At 64.5% G+C, this 14,664-nt stretch carries 15 protein-coding genes; 5 read left to right on the top strand and 10 right to left on the bottom strand.

Annotated elements, in window-relative coordinates:
* Positions 1 to 19: 19 nt before the first annotated feature.
* Positions 20 to 337, bottom strand: a complete 318-nt coding sequence (locus I6F38_RS29685; RefSeq protein WP_225162884.1) for a hypothetical protein — start codon at positions 335 to 337, stop codon at positions 20 to 22.
* Positions 338 to 635: 298 nt separating this feature from the next.
* On the opposite strand from I6F38_RS29685, the gene I6F38_RS29690 reads away from it, so the two are divergent.
* Entirely contained in the window at positions 636 to 920 is a 285-nt protein-coding gene (locus I6F38_RS29690) for a hypothetical protein (RefSeq protein WP_028332940.1), read from the top strand.
* A gap of 296 nt (positions 921 to 1,216) precedes the next feature.
* Here I6F38_RS29690 and I6F38_RS29695 read toward each other — a convergent pair whose 3' ends face one another.
* Together I6F38_RS29695 and I6F38_RS29700 are read right to left on the bottom strand one after the other, a co-directional pair.
* Positions 1,217 to 2,026: a molybdenum storage protein subunit alpha gene (locus I6F38_RS29695; protein WP_225162885.1), complete on the bottom strand. Its 810-nt coding sequence runs from the start codon at positions 2,024 to 2,026 to the stop codon at positions 1,217 to 1,219.
* 14 nt (positions 2,027 to 2,040) lie between these two features.
* A complete protein-coding gene (locus tag I6F38_RS29700; protein ID WP_225162886.1) occupies positions 2,041 to 2,853 on the bottom strand; it encodes a uridine kinase in 813 nt (270 codons plus the stop codon).
* A 445-nt stretch (positions 2,854 to 3,298) separates the two neighbouring features.
* Here I6F38_RS29700 and I6F38_RS29705 point away from each other — a divergent pair, with 445 nt between their 5' ends.
* Positions 3,299 to 5,299 carry a hypothetical protein gene (locus I6F38_RS29705; RefSeq protein WP_225162887.1) on the top strand — a complete coding sequence of 667 codons (2,001 nt, stop codon included), beginning with the start codon at positions 3,299 to 3,301 and terminating at the stop codon, positions 5,297 to 5,299.
* An 86-nt stretch (positions 5,300 to 5,385) separates the two neighbouring features.
* On the opposite strand, the gene I6F38_RS29710 is transcribed toward I6F38_RS29705, so the two are convergent.
* Positions 5,386 to 6,363, bottom strand: coding sequence for a zinc-dependent alcohol dehydrogenase family protein (locus I6F38_RS29710; RefSeq protein WP_225162888.1), 978 nt, complete (start codon positions 6,361 to 6,363; stop codon positions 5,386 to 5,388).
* A 119-nt stretch (positions 6,364 to 6,482) separates the two neighbouring features.
* Between I6F38_RS29710 and I6F38_RS29715 the strand changes: the two genes are divergently transcribed.
* Together I6F38_RS29715 and I6F38_RS29720 are read left to right on the top strand one after the other, a co-directional pair.
* Complete coding sequence (locus I6F38_RS29715; RefSeq protein WP_225162889.1) at positions 6,483 to 7,064, top strand: TetR/AcrR family transcriptional regulator; 582 nt, start codon at positions 6,483 to 6,485, stop codon at positions 7,062 to 7,064.
* A gap of 141 nt (positions 7,065 to 7,205) precedes the next feature.
* The gene (locus tag I6F38_RS29720) at positions 7,206 to 7,562 is read left to right on the top strand and encodes a hypothetical protein (protein WP_225162890.1); all 357 of its coding nucleotides are present in this window, start codon (positions 7,206 to 7,208) and stop codon (positions 7,560 to 7,562) included.
* Between the two features lie 32 nt (positions 7,563 to 7,594).
* On the opposite strand, the gene I6F38_RS29725 is transcribed toward I6F38_RS29720, so the two are convergent.
* The 5 genes from I6F38_RS29725 to I6F38_RS29745 all read right to left on the bottom strand — a co-directional run bounded on the left by I6F38_RS29725 (position 7,595) and on the right by I6F38_RS29745 (position 13,221).
* The gene (locus I6F38_RS29725; RefSeq protein WP_225162891.1) at positions 7,595 to 9,670 is read right to left on the bottom strand and encodes a pyridoxamine 5'-phosphate oxidase family protein; all 2,076 of its coding nucleotides are present in this window, start codon (positions 9,668 to 9,670) and stop codon (positions 7,595 to 7,597) included.
* A 60-nt stretch (positions 9,671 to 9,730) separates the two neighbouring features.
* Positions 9,731 to 10,345: a glutathione S-transferase gene (locus tag I6F38_RS29730; protein ID WP_225162892.1), complete on the bottom strand. Its 615-nt coding sequence runs from the start codon at positions 10,343 to 10,345 to the stop codon at positions 9,731 to 9,733.
* 204 nt (positions 10,346 to 10,549) lie between these two features.
* The gene (locus tag I6F38_RS29735; protein WP_225162893.1) at positions 10,550 to 10,963 is read right to left on the bottom strand and encodes a Rieske (2Fe-2S) protein; all 414 of its coding nucleotides are present in this window, start codon (positions 10,961 to 10,963) and stop codon (positions 10,550 to 10,552) included.
* A gap of 7 nt (positions 10,964 to 10,970) precedes the next feature.
* Entirely contained in the window at positions 10,971 to 12,083 is a 1,113-nt protein-coding gene (locus tag I6F38_RS29740) for an amidohydrolase family protein (RefSeq protein WP_225162894.1), read from the bottom strand.
* Positions 12,084 to 12,156: 73 nt separating this feature from the next.
* Positions 12,157 to 13,221, bottom strand: coding sequence for an amidohydrolase family protein (locus I6F38_RS29745; protein WP_225162925.1), 1,065 nt, complete (start codon positions 13,219 to 13,221; stop codon positions 12,157 to 12,159).
* Between the two features lie 230 nt (positions 13,222 to 13,451).
* Between I6F38_RS29745 and I6F38_RS29750 the strand changes: the two genes are divergently transcribed.
* Complete coding sequence (locus tag I6F38_RS29750) at positions 13,452 to 13,931, top strand: hypothetical protein (RefSeq protein WP_225162895.1); 480 nt, start codon at positions 13,452 to 13,454, stop codon at positions 13,929 to 13,931.
* Positions 13,932 to 13,937: 6 nt separating this feature from the next.
* On the opposite strand, the gene I6F38_RS29755 is transcribed toward I6F38_RS29750, so the two are convergent.
* On the bottom strand, positions 13,938 to 14,651 hold the full coding sequence (locus I6F38_RS29755; protein WP_225162896.1) for a DJ-1/PfpI family protein: 714 nt from the start codon (positions 14,649 to 14,651) through the stop codon (positions 13,938 to 13,940).
* Positions 14,652 to 14,664: the final 13 nt, after the last annotated feature.

Here is a 14,664-nt window from a genome sequence, read left to right on the forward strand (position 1 = left end):
GGTTCGAGCGCGTAGATGGTCAGGAAGCGCAGCGGCCGGTCCGGGTCGCAATTGCGAAACAGCGTGTGCGGAACCTCGGGTCGATCCTGCAAAGTCTCGCCTGCCGATACTGGCGCGGCGCCGGGTCGCCATACGCGGACTCGGCCATGCCTTCGACGATGAAGACCACGCCGCCGACTGGATGCCGATGCAGCGGGGCGACCCCGCCGGGCGGATAGGTCACCTCGGCAACGACAAGCTCGCGATCATCGCCGGGCAAAGCGAGACGCTCAAGGGTCTTGCGGGTGACGCCGGCGGCTTGTTGAGCTTTTGCCTGACCGTCGCTGCCTTCAGCCATTGGAACCCTTTCTTGACGCGTGAGCCTCCGTCCCGAACCGGGCCGCAGTGACTATGGGGGCGCTCCAGCGACGCAACAAGCGCGCAAGCATTTCAACACATGTCGCGCGGGCGAGGCGAAGCCCTTGCCACCCCTGCTCCCACGTTGCAGGATTCCTGCGCCGAGAACCTTCAGCAGTGGGCCTTGCATGAAAACGAGTATCGTCACGACGCGGGCGTTGGGGGTCGCCGCCCTGGCGCTCATCTTTGCATTAAATGTCACGCCGGCGTCTTCGGCGCAGCCCGTACCGGAATGCTCGATGTCGATGACATTGGCGGATTGGGGCGAGAATTCGAGCGGCGATATCGACGTCGCCTCGGGCCAAAGCTGCCAGATCCCGATCGGGATCCGCGGCACGGTGACGGACTCCGCGATCTCGCAAAAGCCGGCCTACGGCAAGCTGAAGAAGATCAACGCATCGACCTTCGAATACAGGGCGAAGGCCAAGTACAAGGGCAACGACACGTTTGCCATCAAGGCCACGGGTCAGGGGCCGAAGGCGTCCGGCACCTCGGTCATCACGGTGCGCGCGACGATCAAGTAGTCGCCCCGTCGCGCGCTGAAAAAACCGACTAGATTAGTTCGAATGGCGTTGTGCTCCCTCTCCCCGTTCTTACGGGGTCGAGACAAGCGAAGCTTGCTCTTAGAGGGTTGGGGTGAGGGGCTGCCTCCGCGCTTACGGTGATAGCTGCGTCCGCGGAGACTCCCCCTCACCCGGAATGCATCTATCGATGCATCATAGCCGAAGCTCCGCTTCGGCGTTCTTGAGAACGGCCGCCAAAGGCGGCCTATGCCTCTCCCCGCACGCGGGGCGAGGTGAAGTGGAGTCCGCGGCTCGATTTAAGCCGGCCGCGCGCCGGTGCGAATGATCGACCCGACATGCTGGCCACGCAGCGCTGCGGTGAGCCGGCCGGGAACGAGGCCGTTCACGACCTGCACCCGCTCGATATGCCGCGCATTGGCCATCACCTCGAGCAGCGCGGGATCGAACGGCAGCGTGCCCTTCAGCTTCGCAAGGTCGGCGAGGCTGGCCTCGCGCACCAGCTGCGCCTTCTTCCCCTCGGGACCGTTCGGATCGTCGGTGTAGACGCCGTCGACATCCTCGACGATCGTCAGCCCGGCGGCGCCGAGCGCATCGGCGATCAGGAACGCACCGGTGTCGGCGCGATGCAACGGGATGCGCGAGACCGGGAATTCATGATGGTGATAGGGCGGAAACGCGCTGCCCACCACGGCGCGGGCCGCGGAGAGATGGATCGCAAGCTGGCTCGCGATGGTCGGATGCTCAATATAGGACACGCCCTCCGGCGCGAGCAGGCAGGCCAGGATATGGCCGTTCTGGCCGGCTTCGCTCGCCGCGAGCGGCTGAAGCGAGCCGACCGGCAGGCCGAGATCGAGGCCGACGCTGTAGAGATGACGGGCGCGGATGCCTGCGCCGGTCAGGATCAGCAGGCGGTGCTCGGGCAGAAGTGCGCGCAGCTCATCGACGATCGGCAGGATCGCCTCATGACCGCGGTCGCCGATCTTCACCACCTGCACCCAGGGCAGCAGCGGGATCGGGCGGCCGCCGGCAACGGGACCGGTGAGATCGCTATCGAGCAGGGTCTGGCGCGCGAGCGGCGAAGCGACGTGCTTGATGGTGTCATCCATGGTCGTGTCCCTGCTCAGTTCGCGGTGATGATGGTGCCGACATGCTCGCCCGCAAGCGCGCGGGTGAGGTTGCTGGGGACGAGGCCATTGACGACCTGCACCTGCCGGACATGGCGCGCGGTGGCGAGCAGATCGAGCACCGGGAATTCGAGGATCGAATCCTGCAACCCCTTGGCCTTCATCTCGGCGACCGAGATCTTCGGGATGAAGGTCGCGCCCTTCGAGGTCTTGGGGTTCGCGGTGTAGAGACCGTTTTCGTCCTTCACATAGATCATCGCCTTGCAGCCGAACTGTTCGGCGACCAGGAAGCATCCGGCGTCGGTGCGATAGGGCGGGATCATGCCCTCGGGTGCCGGCCGCATCCAGAGGCCGTAAGGCGGCATGCCGCTGAAGATCACGGCGTTCACCTCGGCAAGATAAAGCGGCACGGCCGACAGCCCGGCGCCGCTGACCGCCGAGATGCCGTGCCTGGCGAGCAGCTGGCCCAGCATCACCGCGTTCTGGTCGGCGACCGAGGCGCCGAGCTGCGACAGCACGCCGGCCGGCAGCCGCAGCCCGGCCGCGATCGAATAGAGGTGCCGGGCGCGGGTGCCCGCGCCGGTCCCGATCAGCAACTTGTGCGCCTTGCGGGCCGCGACGATCTCGTCGACCAGCGGGTAGACGGCGGCGCGGCCGCGGTCGATCACGCTCTGCCCGCCGATCTTGATCACGGTGGCATCCGGCAGGATCCGGAAGTCCGATGCCGCCTCTGCCGTCGCCAGAAGCTGCGGATCGGTCAACGATCGCTGCATCAGGAGCGCTTCAAGCTCCGCCGTCGTGTTCACCATGAGAAACGTGCTTTCTCCAATGCGCCTGGCATTGCTTCCGTCGGCCCGCGATGTTCGATGTCTCCACCGGTGGCTCGCAAAGACCCGTGTTCGAATTGCACTGCTAACGGCAAGCCTGGCGCGTCTCAAGCCGCAACGGCAGGGATAGACCATCGCGAATGGCGCCGGCGAGTGCGTGTCGCGACACCCGCTGCGAGGCCGTTCGGAACGGGATACCTATGACGTTTTGCCGCACGCGACCCGACTGATGGGTGTGACACCCATCATAGATGCTGCATTGAAATTCTGCGATCCTGAATTTGGTATTAACGATTTCTTTGGAATGCGCTGATCTCAGCCGGACGACACTAATCTCAGCGTGGCCCGCCTCACGGGCCAAAATTGATTGCCTTGCACCTTGGAAATTAGCCGGTCGCGACCGGCCCACCCCACGAGGAAGCAAACCATGGCCAATTCCGCACCGGTCGTCACGATTGGCAACCACAGCCTGTTGTACAATCAGTGGCAAAAAATACAGCCATGGCTCACCTATGCCGACTCCGACGGCAATCCCGCACAGAAATTTCAGTTCTGGGACGGCGGCACAGCTGCGAACAGCGCCTATTTCTGGACTTCCACCAACGACCATTGGGCCGCCAACACGACGATCGAAGTTTCGGCCTCTGACCTCTCCGACGTGTGGGTGCGTGCTGGTGCGGTCGGCGGCACAGAGACACTGTGGGTACGCGCTTTCGACGGGACCGATTGGGGTAACTGGACGTCTTTCACGCTCACGACGATTCCAAACACTGCGCCGGTCGTCACAGTCCCCGACGTGCAGCTGCACACCAATACATGGACGCAAGCCAAGAATTGGCTGACCTACTCCGATGCCAACGGGGATGCAGCCACCAAATATCAATTCTGGGACAGCGGCACCTCCGCAACAAGCGCCTATTTCTGGACTTCCACCAATGACCATTGGGCTGCCAACACGACGATCGAAGTGGCGGCCGCCGACCTGGCCGATGTCTGGATCAAGGGTGGCTCGACAACCGGTGCCGAGACGTTCTGGGTCAGAGCGTTCGACGGAACAGACTGGAGCAACTGGGACAGCTTCACGCTGACGTCGGCCAATACTCCGCCCGTCGTGACAGCCGGTGATCATTCCATACATATCGATCAATGGGTCACCGTCGACAACTGGTTGACCAAGACCGATGCCAATGGCGATGCGATCACGAAGTACCAGTTCTGGGATAGCGGCACCGCCGCCACCAGCGCCTATTTCTGGACACCCGACAATTCCCACTGGGCTGCCAACACGACGATAGACGTTTCGGCTGCGGACCTCGCCAATGTCTGGATCCATGGCGGCTCGACAACCGGTTCCGAGACAATGTGGGTAAGGGGATTCGACGGAACGGAGTGGAGCTCCTGGGACACATTCACCGTGACGTCGACGCCAAACACGGTCCCCGTCGCGACCATCAACGACCAGTCGCTACACGTCAATCAATGGGTCAAACCGCAAGGCTGGCTCACTGCGACCGATGCCGAAGGTGACACGATCACCAAATACCAGTTCTGGGACGCCGGCGCGGGCGCAACCAGCGCCTATTTCTGGACACCCGACAATTCCCACTGGGCTGCCAACACGACGATCGACGTTTCAGCATCCGATCTGGCCAATGTGTGGATCAAGGGCGGCTCGACGACCGGTTCCGAGACGATGTGGGTAAGGGCATTCGACGGTATCGCCTGGAGCAATTGGGACAGCTTTAATCTGACGTCGACCAATACGGCTCCGACCGCGACGATCAACGATCAAACGCTGAACGCCGCGCAGTGGGCGCAGCTCGTCAACTGGACGACGGCATCCGACGCCGACGGCGATGCAATCACCCAATACCAGTTGTGGGACGGTGGCGGGGCTGCGAACAGCGCCTATTTCTGGACGCCCGACAATTCACACTGGGCGTCCAGCACGGTCATCGACGTCTCGGCGTCCGACCTCGCCAATGTATGGGTGCGAGGTGGCACCGCGGCCGGTACCGATTCCATGTTTGTGCGCGCTTTCGACGGAACGAGCTGGAGTGCCTGGGACAGCTTCACCGTGACCAGCCTGGCAAACCACGCACCCGATGCCTCGATCAGCAATCAGACCTTGCACGTCAACGAGTGGAGCCAGATCGGCAACCTGGTGTCCTATGCTGATGCTGACGCGAATCCCGCGGCCGCCTATCAGTTTTGGGATGGCGGCGGCAACGCCAACAGCGGCTATTTCTGGACCTCTGCGAATTCCCATTGGGCAGCCAGCACCGTGATCGACGTCAATGCCGCCGACCTCGATGATATCTGGATGCGTGGCGGCGCCACAACCGGCAGTGAGACGATGTATGTGCGCGCGTATGATGGCATTGACTGGGGTGCGTGGCACGCGTTCACGCTTTCGACCATCGTCTAGCTGCCCCGGCGCGACATCGTGCAGACATGCACCGGCGAAAACGGGCATCGCGGTCCGTGTCGCGCCGGCGAATATCGGGGTACAACCTAGTTCGGCGTGAAGATCACCTTGCCCTTGAATGCCGCTGCCTGCGCAATCGCCTGTGAAAAATCCTCCAGGCGATAGGCCCCGACCACCGGCGCGCTGATCGCGCCCGATGCGACCATCGGCACCAGATGGTCGTACATTCCGGCCAATGCCTGATCGGTCGCGGTCTTGCCCCAATGGCCGAGCCAGAAGCCGCGCACCGACACTTCGTTGAAGATCACGCTCAACGGCGAGCCGGAGAACGGCTGTCCGCTCATCGCGCTGTAGATGACGAGCACGCCTTTTGGCGCGAGGCAGTTCATCAGGTTCAAGGCGGATGAGCCGCCGACCATGTCGAGCGCCAGCTGGATCGGCGCCCTGCCCGTTTCCCTGGCGACGCGCTTGGCGAGATCCGGCCCGTCGAGCAGCACGATATCGCCGCCGACCGACTTGACCTCCTCCATGACCTCCTCGCGGCGGACAATGTTGACCGTCTTGAGCCCGAGCGACTTCGCGATGGCGATCACCGCGCGGGCCGTCGCCGAGTTGGCGCCGTTCTGGATCACCCAGCCGCCGGGCGGGATCTTCACGAAATCGGTCAGCAAGAGATAGGCGGTGGCCGGATTGACCCCGATCATGGACAGTTGCTGGATATCGGCATTGTCGGGCAGCGGACGCTGCCATGATGCGGTGAATTTGACCCGCTCGGTCCAGGTCGGGACCGTGAAGGGAATCAGCGTGCGGTCACCCTCCTTCAGGTTCCTCACCTGCGATCCGGTGGCAACAACACGCCCGACGCCCTCGATCCCGAGCGTGGCCGGCGGCGACGGCAGATAGCCGTAGCGCCCGGCGATGATCATGAAATCCGAATTGTTGATCGGCGCAGCCTCCACCGCGACCACGACCTCGTCGGGGCCGGGGCTGCCGACGTCCGGCACCTCGTTGAGCTTGACCGCGTCCGCTGCACGTCCGAACGCAACGACCTGAACCGCCTTCATGGCGTGATCCCCCGATTTCGTTATGTACTTCTAAGTACAGAATATGGATTGCGTCAATAGCCGGACTTGCCTTCACAGCAAGGTGACGGCTTCACATCCGACGCGGGAGTACATAAAAGATGGATATGGCAAGGCCGCGCAGCTTCGATCCGGACGATGTCCTGGAAATCGCCCGCCAGATGTTCTGGCAGAAGGGGTTTCAGGCGACTTCGCTCGACGACATCACGGCGGCGAGCGGCGTCGCCAAGCCCAGCCTCTACGCGGCGTTCGGCGACAAGAACGCGTTGTTCCTGAAGGTGCTGGACCGCTATCACGACGGCATCCTCGGCTGGGCCGAGCGCGTGCTGGCGCAGCCGGGGCCCGCGCGGGACGTGATCAAGCAGTGGCTTACCGGCTTCATTCCCTATTGCTCGGGCGAGAAGGGACAGCGCGGTTGCCTGTCGATCAATTCCGCGACCGACGGCTCGCTCGACCAGGTCGAGCTCCGCAAGAGCATCGAGCGCTACAACCGGCGGCTTGAAGAGCTGCTGCGCACGCGGCTGCGCACCGATCGCGCCCAGTTCAGGAAGGGCTTCGACCCTGACGTCACCGCCCACACCATCATGGTGGTGCATGCCGGACTGCTGGCGCTCGCGCACCAGAGGCCGGATTCGAAGCAGGTGAAGGCCGTGATCGACCAGGTGATGAGCCTGCTCGCCTGAGTTTGTCGGCACCCGGCCTTCCGGCAGCGCTCGCTGCTCTCACGAATGTGATTATATTACGATTATCATCTAATTGATGTCCCGATCTCGATGACCATGTCCGGGTTGGCTGTCATGGGCTTTCCGGATTTTGGGGATCAGATGAACAATCGGTTTTGGCGTGCGGCAATCGTTGCAGTCACCGCCCTGCTGGCGAAGCCGGCGATCGGGCCGGTGCAGGCCCATGATCACGGGCATCCCGAATTGAACGCCTGGTATGAGAGCCTGCGCAGTGTCAAGGGCCCCTGCTGCGACGGCAGCGACGCAAAGCGTGTCGATGACGCCGATTGGGACACCAAGGACGGCCACTATCGGGTCCGGCTCGAAGGCGAGTGGGTCGACGTTCCCGATGACGCCGTCGTCGCCGGACCGAACCGTGCCGGCCGCACCATGGTCTGGCCGTATTATCTGGACGGGCACCCGAGGCCACGCTGCTTCATGCCGGGCAGCATGGGCTGAGTGCCCGCGAAAGCGCTATGCGCCCGGTTCGGTCACAGCGCGAGCTGGATCCGGTCCTCGCCGTCGGCCTCCGGCTTCGCCGGCACGGCGCAGCAGATCAGCACCTCGTCATCGGCTACCTCGGCGGCGGGCTGCTTCACATAGGTCACGGCGCCTGCCAGCAATCTGGTTCGGCAGGTTCCGCAATTGCCCTCCCGGCAGCTGAAGGCGGGGCTGAGGCCGCGCGCTTCCGCCAGTTCGAGCAGCGTCCCCGCCTCCGGCGTCCAGCGCGCCTCCTTCAACGAAGTGGTGAAGGCGACCGGGACCGGCGTTGTCGCCGGCGGCCGCCGCGGCGGCGCTGCGGTGATGAGGTCGGGCTTCCGAACCAGCGATGAGGGACCGAATGCTTCGGCGTGAATCCTGCCGTCGGCAATGTTGTAGCCGCGCAGGGCGTCATAGAGCGATTGGGTGAACTGCGGCGGTCCGCACAGATAGAAGTCGTAATCGTTGAACGGCAGGACGCGCGACAACAGCGCCATGTCGATCCGTCCTGCCGCGTCGTAGTCTGTGCCCTGCTCGGCGGCGTCGACATCGCCGAGGACGCGGATGACCCGCACCGCGCCGCCGGCGGCATCCACCAGCTGCTGCACTTCATCGCCGAACGCGCGGTCCTGTTTCGCATGCGCGGCCTGAAACAGGAATGTCGGCCGGATGCCGCGGGTGCGCAGCCCCTCATAGACCACGTGGCGCAGCATCGCGAGCAGCGGCGTGATGCCGACACCGCCGGCGAGCAGCACCGCGGGCCGCTTCTCGCGCGCATCGATCGTGAAGCCACCAGCCGGCGCGCGCGCTTCGATGATGTCGCCGACATGGATGGTGTCGTGGAGATGTTGTGATACGACACCGTCGCGCTTCACGCTGATCCGGTACATGCCGTCCGACGGCGCAACCGACAGCGTGTAGGTGCGGATCACCGGCTTGTCGATACCGGGCAACGAGAGACGGATCGGCAAATGCTGTCCCGCCCGGTGCGGAAGCAGCCCCGCGCCGTCGTCCGGCTGCAAATGAAATGAGCGGATCGATCGGCTCTCGTCGACGATCCCAGTGACCTTGAACGGCCGCCACTGCGTCGCGCGCTCGGCGGCGCGGATCCGCTCGGCGGTCTGCCCCCAGTCGCCGGTCATCAGCGAATTCGGCGACCAGCCTTCGGCCCGGAACGCCCAGCGCAGCGGCAGCGCGCCACGCCTGCGCACCACGCGGCGGGCGCGGAAACTCCAGAGCCGCTCGGCGCCTTGAAACGCCGCGATCTCCGGCGAGTCCAGCATCACCTCAGCATCGCCGCTCAGCTGCAGCAGGTCGCCGGTCTCGAAATCGACGAATACCAGCCCGGCCTTGCCGTTGACGAGAATGTTGCCGAGTGTGTTGAAGAACAGATTGCCGGCGAAATCGGGAATCGTCAGCCTGCCGTCGTCGGCGACGCGGACGAAGCCCGCCCGGCCGCCGCGATGCGAGACGTCGACCTGGCGACGGTCCTCACGCTCGGCATAGGACGCCACGAAGAACGTGTCGGCCGCCTTGATCATGTCGCGCGCGGCCTGATCGAGCGTCGTGCTGGCCTCGATCTCTCCCGTGAACGATTCATCCGGCGCGCGCACGAAGGCAAAATCGCGAAGCTGGATGTACTGCGCGCAATTGCCAAAGCTCTGATCGAGCTCGAAGCTGAGCGCCTTGCCTGATGCCGCGCGCAGCAGCCCGTTGGCACGGTTGCGGCGCCGCGTGTGCAGTTCGATCCCCAACAGGCCGATCGCATCGCCCTCGCGCATCCCCTCGCTGACGGGATCGCTGCGGTCGGGCCGCGCATCGATCTCGAGGCTGCGCGGTGTCGGCGAGGAAATGAAGCCGGGCCTACCGGCCAGCAACGAAGCCCAGGCGTCGCCGCTTCGGTCCACGCTGCCGACGACGATGAAGGGAATCTGCGCGAAGAAATCGCGATGCTGGTCGGGCATGAAGTCGCGCACCGCGCGCTGGCCGACGCCCTCCATCTTCTCGGCGACACCGACCTGCTGCTGGATCGCCTTCTCGCCTTCATGCCAGGTCGCGAGCTTGCTCTTGGTTCGTCTGTCGCTCATCGTATCGCCCTCCCCTTCGGGGTTGGACGGGCGCGCCCGACGGCACGCCCGGTCAGCAGGTCACGCAGCCGCCAGACCGACGGGGGTCTTGGCGAAGGCCACGAAGCCCGGCAGCGCCTCGATCCGGCGCAGCCACGCGTTGACGCGCGCATAGGCGGAGAGATCGACATTGCCTTCGGGTGCGCTGGACAGATAGCTGTAGAGCGCGACGTCTGCGATTGTCGGCGCCGCGCCGACCAGCCAGTCTCGACCGGCGAGATGGGCTTCGAGCCGTTTCAGCAGAACATGCGCCCGCGCGATCACGTCGTCCGGATTGTGCTTTGCGCCGAACACGGTGATGAGGCGTGCCGCTGCGGGCCCAAACGCGAGATCGCCGGCAGCAACCGACAACCAGCGCTGGACCGCGGCAGCGCCCTTTGCATCCTGCGGCAGCCAGTCGGTGCGGCCGAGCTTGGTCGCGAGATAGATCAGGATCGCGTTGGAGTCGGCGATGATGACGCCGTCATCGTCGAGCACCGGCACCTGGCCGAACGGGTTGAGCGCGAGATATTCCGGCCGCTTCTGCGCGGCGGACTTGAGGTCGACGTCGACAAGTTCGTGCGGAATGCCCAGCAGGGACAAAAACAGGCGCGCGCGGTGCGCGTGGCCGGAGAGAGCGAAGTGGTAGAGCTTCATGTGCCGTTCCTGACGTGGTGGACGGGTTCATTCCCGACCGCCAACTCAAGGTGGCCCATTGCAGCGGTTATTATAATTGCCGTTGACGGCACTTCATTATTGCAAAAAATGCAATGACCTTGTCTGTACCATGGCCGGCTTGTCCCGGGCATGACGAGGTCCGCGGCGGCGCTCACGGTCGCTCGAACTGCGCCAACGCGCCGACTAGACCTCAACGATCACGTAATTGTCCTCGACGTGCACCGGGAACGTCTCGGCAACATACGGCCCCTTCTGCAACTCGGTGCCGCTCTCGACCGCGACCGGATAGGAGCGGATCCTGAACCGCTTGGGATCGAACCAGGACTGCCCGTTGCGCATGTCGAATTCCCAGCCGTGCCACGGACAGCGCAGCATCTCGCCGACGCGGTCGCGCTGATAGATGCCGGGCTCCGGCGAGGTCAGGCGCGCGACGCAGGCCGCCTTCTCCAGCGGCGCGCCTTCGTGCGGGCAGCGATTGAGCAGCGCGAAGAACTCGCCATTGACGTGGAACACAACGATGTCGCGGCCCTCGAGGCCAAACACCTTGTTGCCGCCGGCCGGAATCTCACTGGTGCGCGCGACGATGTGACGGGTCATCTGTGTCCTAGAATTTGTAAACCGCGCGGGCGTTGGCATTGAAGATCTTGCGACGCTCGGCGTCGGTCAGCGGCGTCTTGAAGGCGTAGCGCGCGTCGTCATAGTCCCAATGCGGATAGTCCGACGAGAACAACAGCCGGTCGATGCCGACCCATTCGATCAGCTGCCGCAGGTGCCTGGCTTCATCCGGTTCGTCGATCGGCTGGGTCGTGAACCAGAAATGCTCCTTCACATATTCGCTCGGCCGGCGCTTGAGATGCGGCACCTCGCTGCGGAAGCGTTCGAAGTGCTGATCCATCCGCCACATCGTCGCGGGAATCCAGCCGAAGCCACCTTCGATGAACACGATCTTCAGTTTCGGGAAGCGCTCGGGAACACCTTCCAGCACCAGGCTGGTGAGGTTCGAGGCCACCGTGTGCGCGTTCGACTGATGCTCCTCGCAATAATAGGACGGCCAGCCGCCGCCGGTCGGCGCATGCCCGCCATAGCCGCCGACATGGATGCCGAGCGGCAGATCGAGCTCCTGCGCGCGTTCATAGATCGGCCAGTAGCGGCGGCGGCCGAGCGGCTCATTGGCACGCGGCGAGACGTTGATCTGGATGTATTCGCCTGATTTGGCACAGCGCTCGATCTCGGCGAGGCCGAGCTCGGAGCCGTCCTGCCCGACCAGGATCGAGGCCTTCAGGCGCGGATCGCGATGCGCCCAGAAGGCCAGTTGCCAGTCGTTGATGGCGCGCTGGATCGCGGCGCCGAATTCCAGATTCTGCTGCGAGAAAATGAAGAGATCGAGCACCTGCAGGATGCCGAACTCGACGTCGAAAGGGTCGAGGTGCTGCTTGCGCATGAAATCGAGATCGGAGCCGGGCACGCCGCCGGTCGGCGGCCAGGCATCGCGCCGCGCGATCAGCGGCGAGGAGCGCGGATACGGCGTGGTGCCGATATAGGGCGTGCGCAAATGGCTGCCGTATTCCTTGAGATGCTGCTGCCAGCGTTTCGGCAGGAACTCGTTGAGATCGCTGTGCGCGTGAAGGCTCGGATGGATGTCGCAGTCGATGATCTTCAGCCGCGTCGCGGCGGTCTTCTCCTGGTCGAGCATCGGGCGGTCGATGACGTCACTCATGCGATCCTCCTTCTTGTTTGCGCATGATCTTGTCGGAAAACCGGTTCCCACTTTTCCGGATCATGCGCGCGAATTACGAATTCAGCTTCAAACGCGGGAACGTTTCAATCGGATTGTCCTCGCACATCCGCTTGACGATGCTGTCGGGCAGATATCGCGGGATCGGATCGTCGCCGTCGAACTGCCAGTGCGGATAGTCGGATGCGAACAGGAACATCTTGTCGGAGCCGATCTGGTCGATGATGTCGGCGACGCTTGTAGCATCCAGCGGCGCGTCGAACGGCTGCATGGTGACGCGGAAATGGTCGCGGATGATCGCGGCCGGCTCGCGCTCCACCCACGGCACCTCGACGCGCACGCCGCGCCAGGTCTTGTTGGCGCGCCACATGAACGCCGGCAGCCAGCTGACGCCCGACTCCATCAGCACGACGGTCAATCCGGGATACTTCCCGAACACGCCCTCATAGATCAGGCTCAGCGCCTGCGCCTGGAACGCCTGCGCCTCGGCGAGATAATATTCGTAGCGGTAGGACGGCCAGCCGATCGAGCTCGGCGCGCCGCGGTAGGCACTGCCGGCGTGGATCGCGATCGGAAGCTTGTACTTCTCCGCGGCCTGGTAGATCGGCCAGTAATGCCGCCGGCCGAGCAGCGTCTCGCCTTGCGAGGGCACCAGCACCGAGACGAAGCGATTGTCGCCGGCCCTGCGCTCGATCTCCTCGACCGCAAGGTCGGGCGCCTGGATCGGCACCACGATCGAGGCGCGCAGCCGCTTGTCCCTGGCAAGCCACTCGGCTGCGATCCAATCGTTGATCGCCTTGCAGAAGTCCGCCGCCATGTAGGAATCGAACACCGCCTGCGCGCCATAGACGACGTTGCAGATCGCGTGGCTGGCGCCGAGTTGGTCGAACGCGCCGCGCTGCACCATGGCAAGATCGCTGCCGGGCTTGCTGCCGTCGGCCGGCCGCCAGTCGGCTCGGCCGGATAGCGGCATCGACGGCGGATAGGAATTGAGGTCGAGCCCGTCGATGGCACGGCTGACGACCTGTTCCTTCCAGTGATCGCTGAGATAGGGCAGCAGCGTGGTGCGCGTTCCCCCCACCGCGGGATGGATGTCGCAGTCGATGCGCGTGGCCGCCATGGCGTTCCCCGGCTTGATCTTCTTGTCGTCGTTGTTGGCGGCATCGCTGCCACGGATCGGACTGTGACGCCGATGGCACGATCGCGCAAGCGGGTCCACGCGGGGCCGCCCTGCCCTGTGCGCATCCGCGCCTCACGCGAAGTTGCGGGATCGCGTGTGAATGGCGTCATCTGTTCAGGCCGCGAGACATGCTAGCGATTCCGCGCCGCGGAAAGCGGCGGGAGACGGGAATGAGACTGGGCCGATTGACGATCCTCGCATGTTCATTGTTACTGGCCTCGTCGGCCGCATGGGCTGCGCCTGCGACCACCTCGGGCTCGGTCGCGCTGGCGCTCGCCGGCGTGGTGGCGCCCTATTCGCCGTTGCCGGCCAAGGAGAAGAAGGCGGTCGCCGCATTCTTCAACGGCGACAGCAATGTCTCCCATGCCAGCAAGATCGTGGTCACCGCCGACAAGGTGGTCTGCCGCGCCAGCAATGTCGATATCACCTCCCGCTCCTGCGCACTGACCTTCGGCGGCAACACCCGTACCGTGAAGGGACGCGAGGCCAACGCGATCTTCGCCACCGAAGCGCTCGCCGGCGTGCCGCCCGACGGCGCCGCCGGCACGATCTACGAGGCGTTGTCGAAACTGTCCTGCACGCTCGATCCGAAGGTGATCAACGACAAGGCCGGCGGCGGCGCCGACTGCAGCTTCGAGCCGGGAAATTAGCCCCACTCAATCTCCCTGCACGGCGACGCCCAGCCTCGCCGCGACACGGCGCGCAGTCTCTTCCCGCTGCTCCGTGATCGCGCGCACGGCCTGGCGCGACTGCTGCAGGATTTCGGGTGGCGCGGTCTCCGGCGTGCCGCTGTCGAACGGCGGCTCCGGCGCATACACCATATAGAGCTGGATCGCGCGCGCGGCATCGTCGCCGCGCAGTTCAGCCGCGAGCCGCAATGCGCCATCGATGCCTGCCGTGACTCCGGCGGCAAAGACGAAGCTTCCGTCCACCACCACGCGCTGGTTCACGGGCGTAGCGCCGAACAACGGCAGCAGATGAAACGACGCCCAATGCGTCGTCGCCCTGCGCCCCTTCAGCAGGCCGGCCGCTCCGCAGATCAGCGCGCCGGTGCAGACCGAGAAGATGCGGCATGCCCCCGCCGCCTGCCGGCTGATCCAGCCGAGCACCTCCGTGTCCTCCATCAGGGCTTGCTGACCGAAGCCGCCCGGCACATGCAGCACGTCGAGCGGCGGCGCATCGGCCAACGTCGCATCCGGTGTCAACCGCAATCCCTTGATGTCGCGGACGGGCTCGGCGGTCTTGCCGTAGATGCGGTAGGTCGAATTCGGAATCCGCGACAGCACCTCGAACGGCCCGGTCAAATCGATTTGGTCGACGCCTTCGAACAGCAGCGAACCGATCCGCAGATGAACATCGTGAGCGATCATCGAACTTCCCTCG

The sequence above is a fragment of the Bradyrhizobium sp. BRP56 genome (genome assembly GCF_020194035.1).
GTDB lineage: Bacteria > Pseudomonadota > Alphaproteobacteria > Rhizobiales > Xanthobacteraceae > Bradyrhizobium > Bradyrhizobium australafricanum.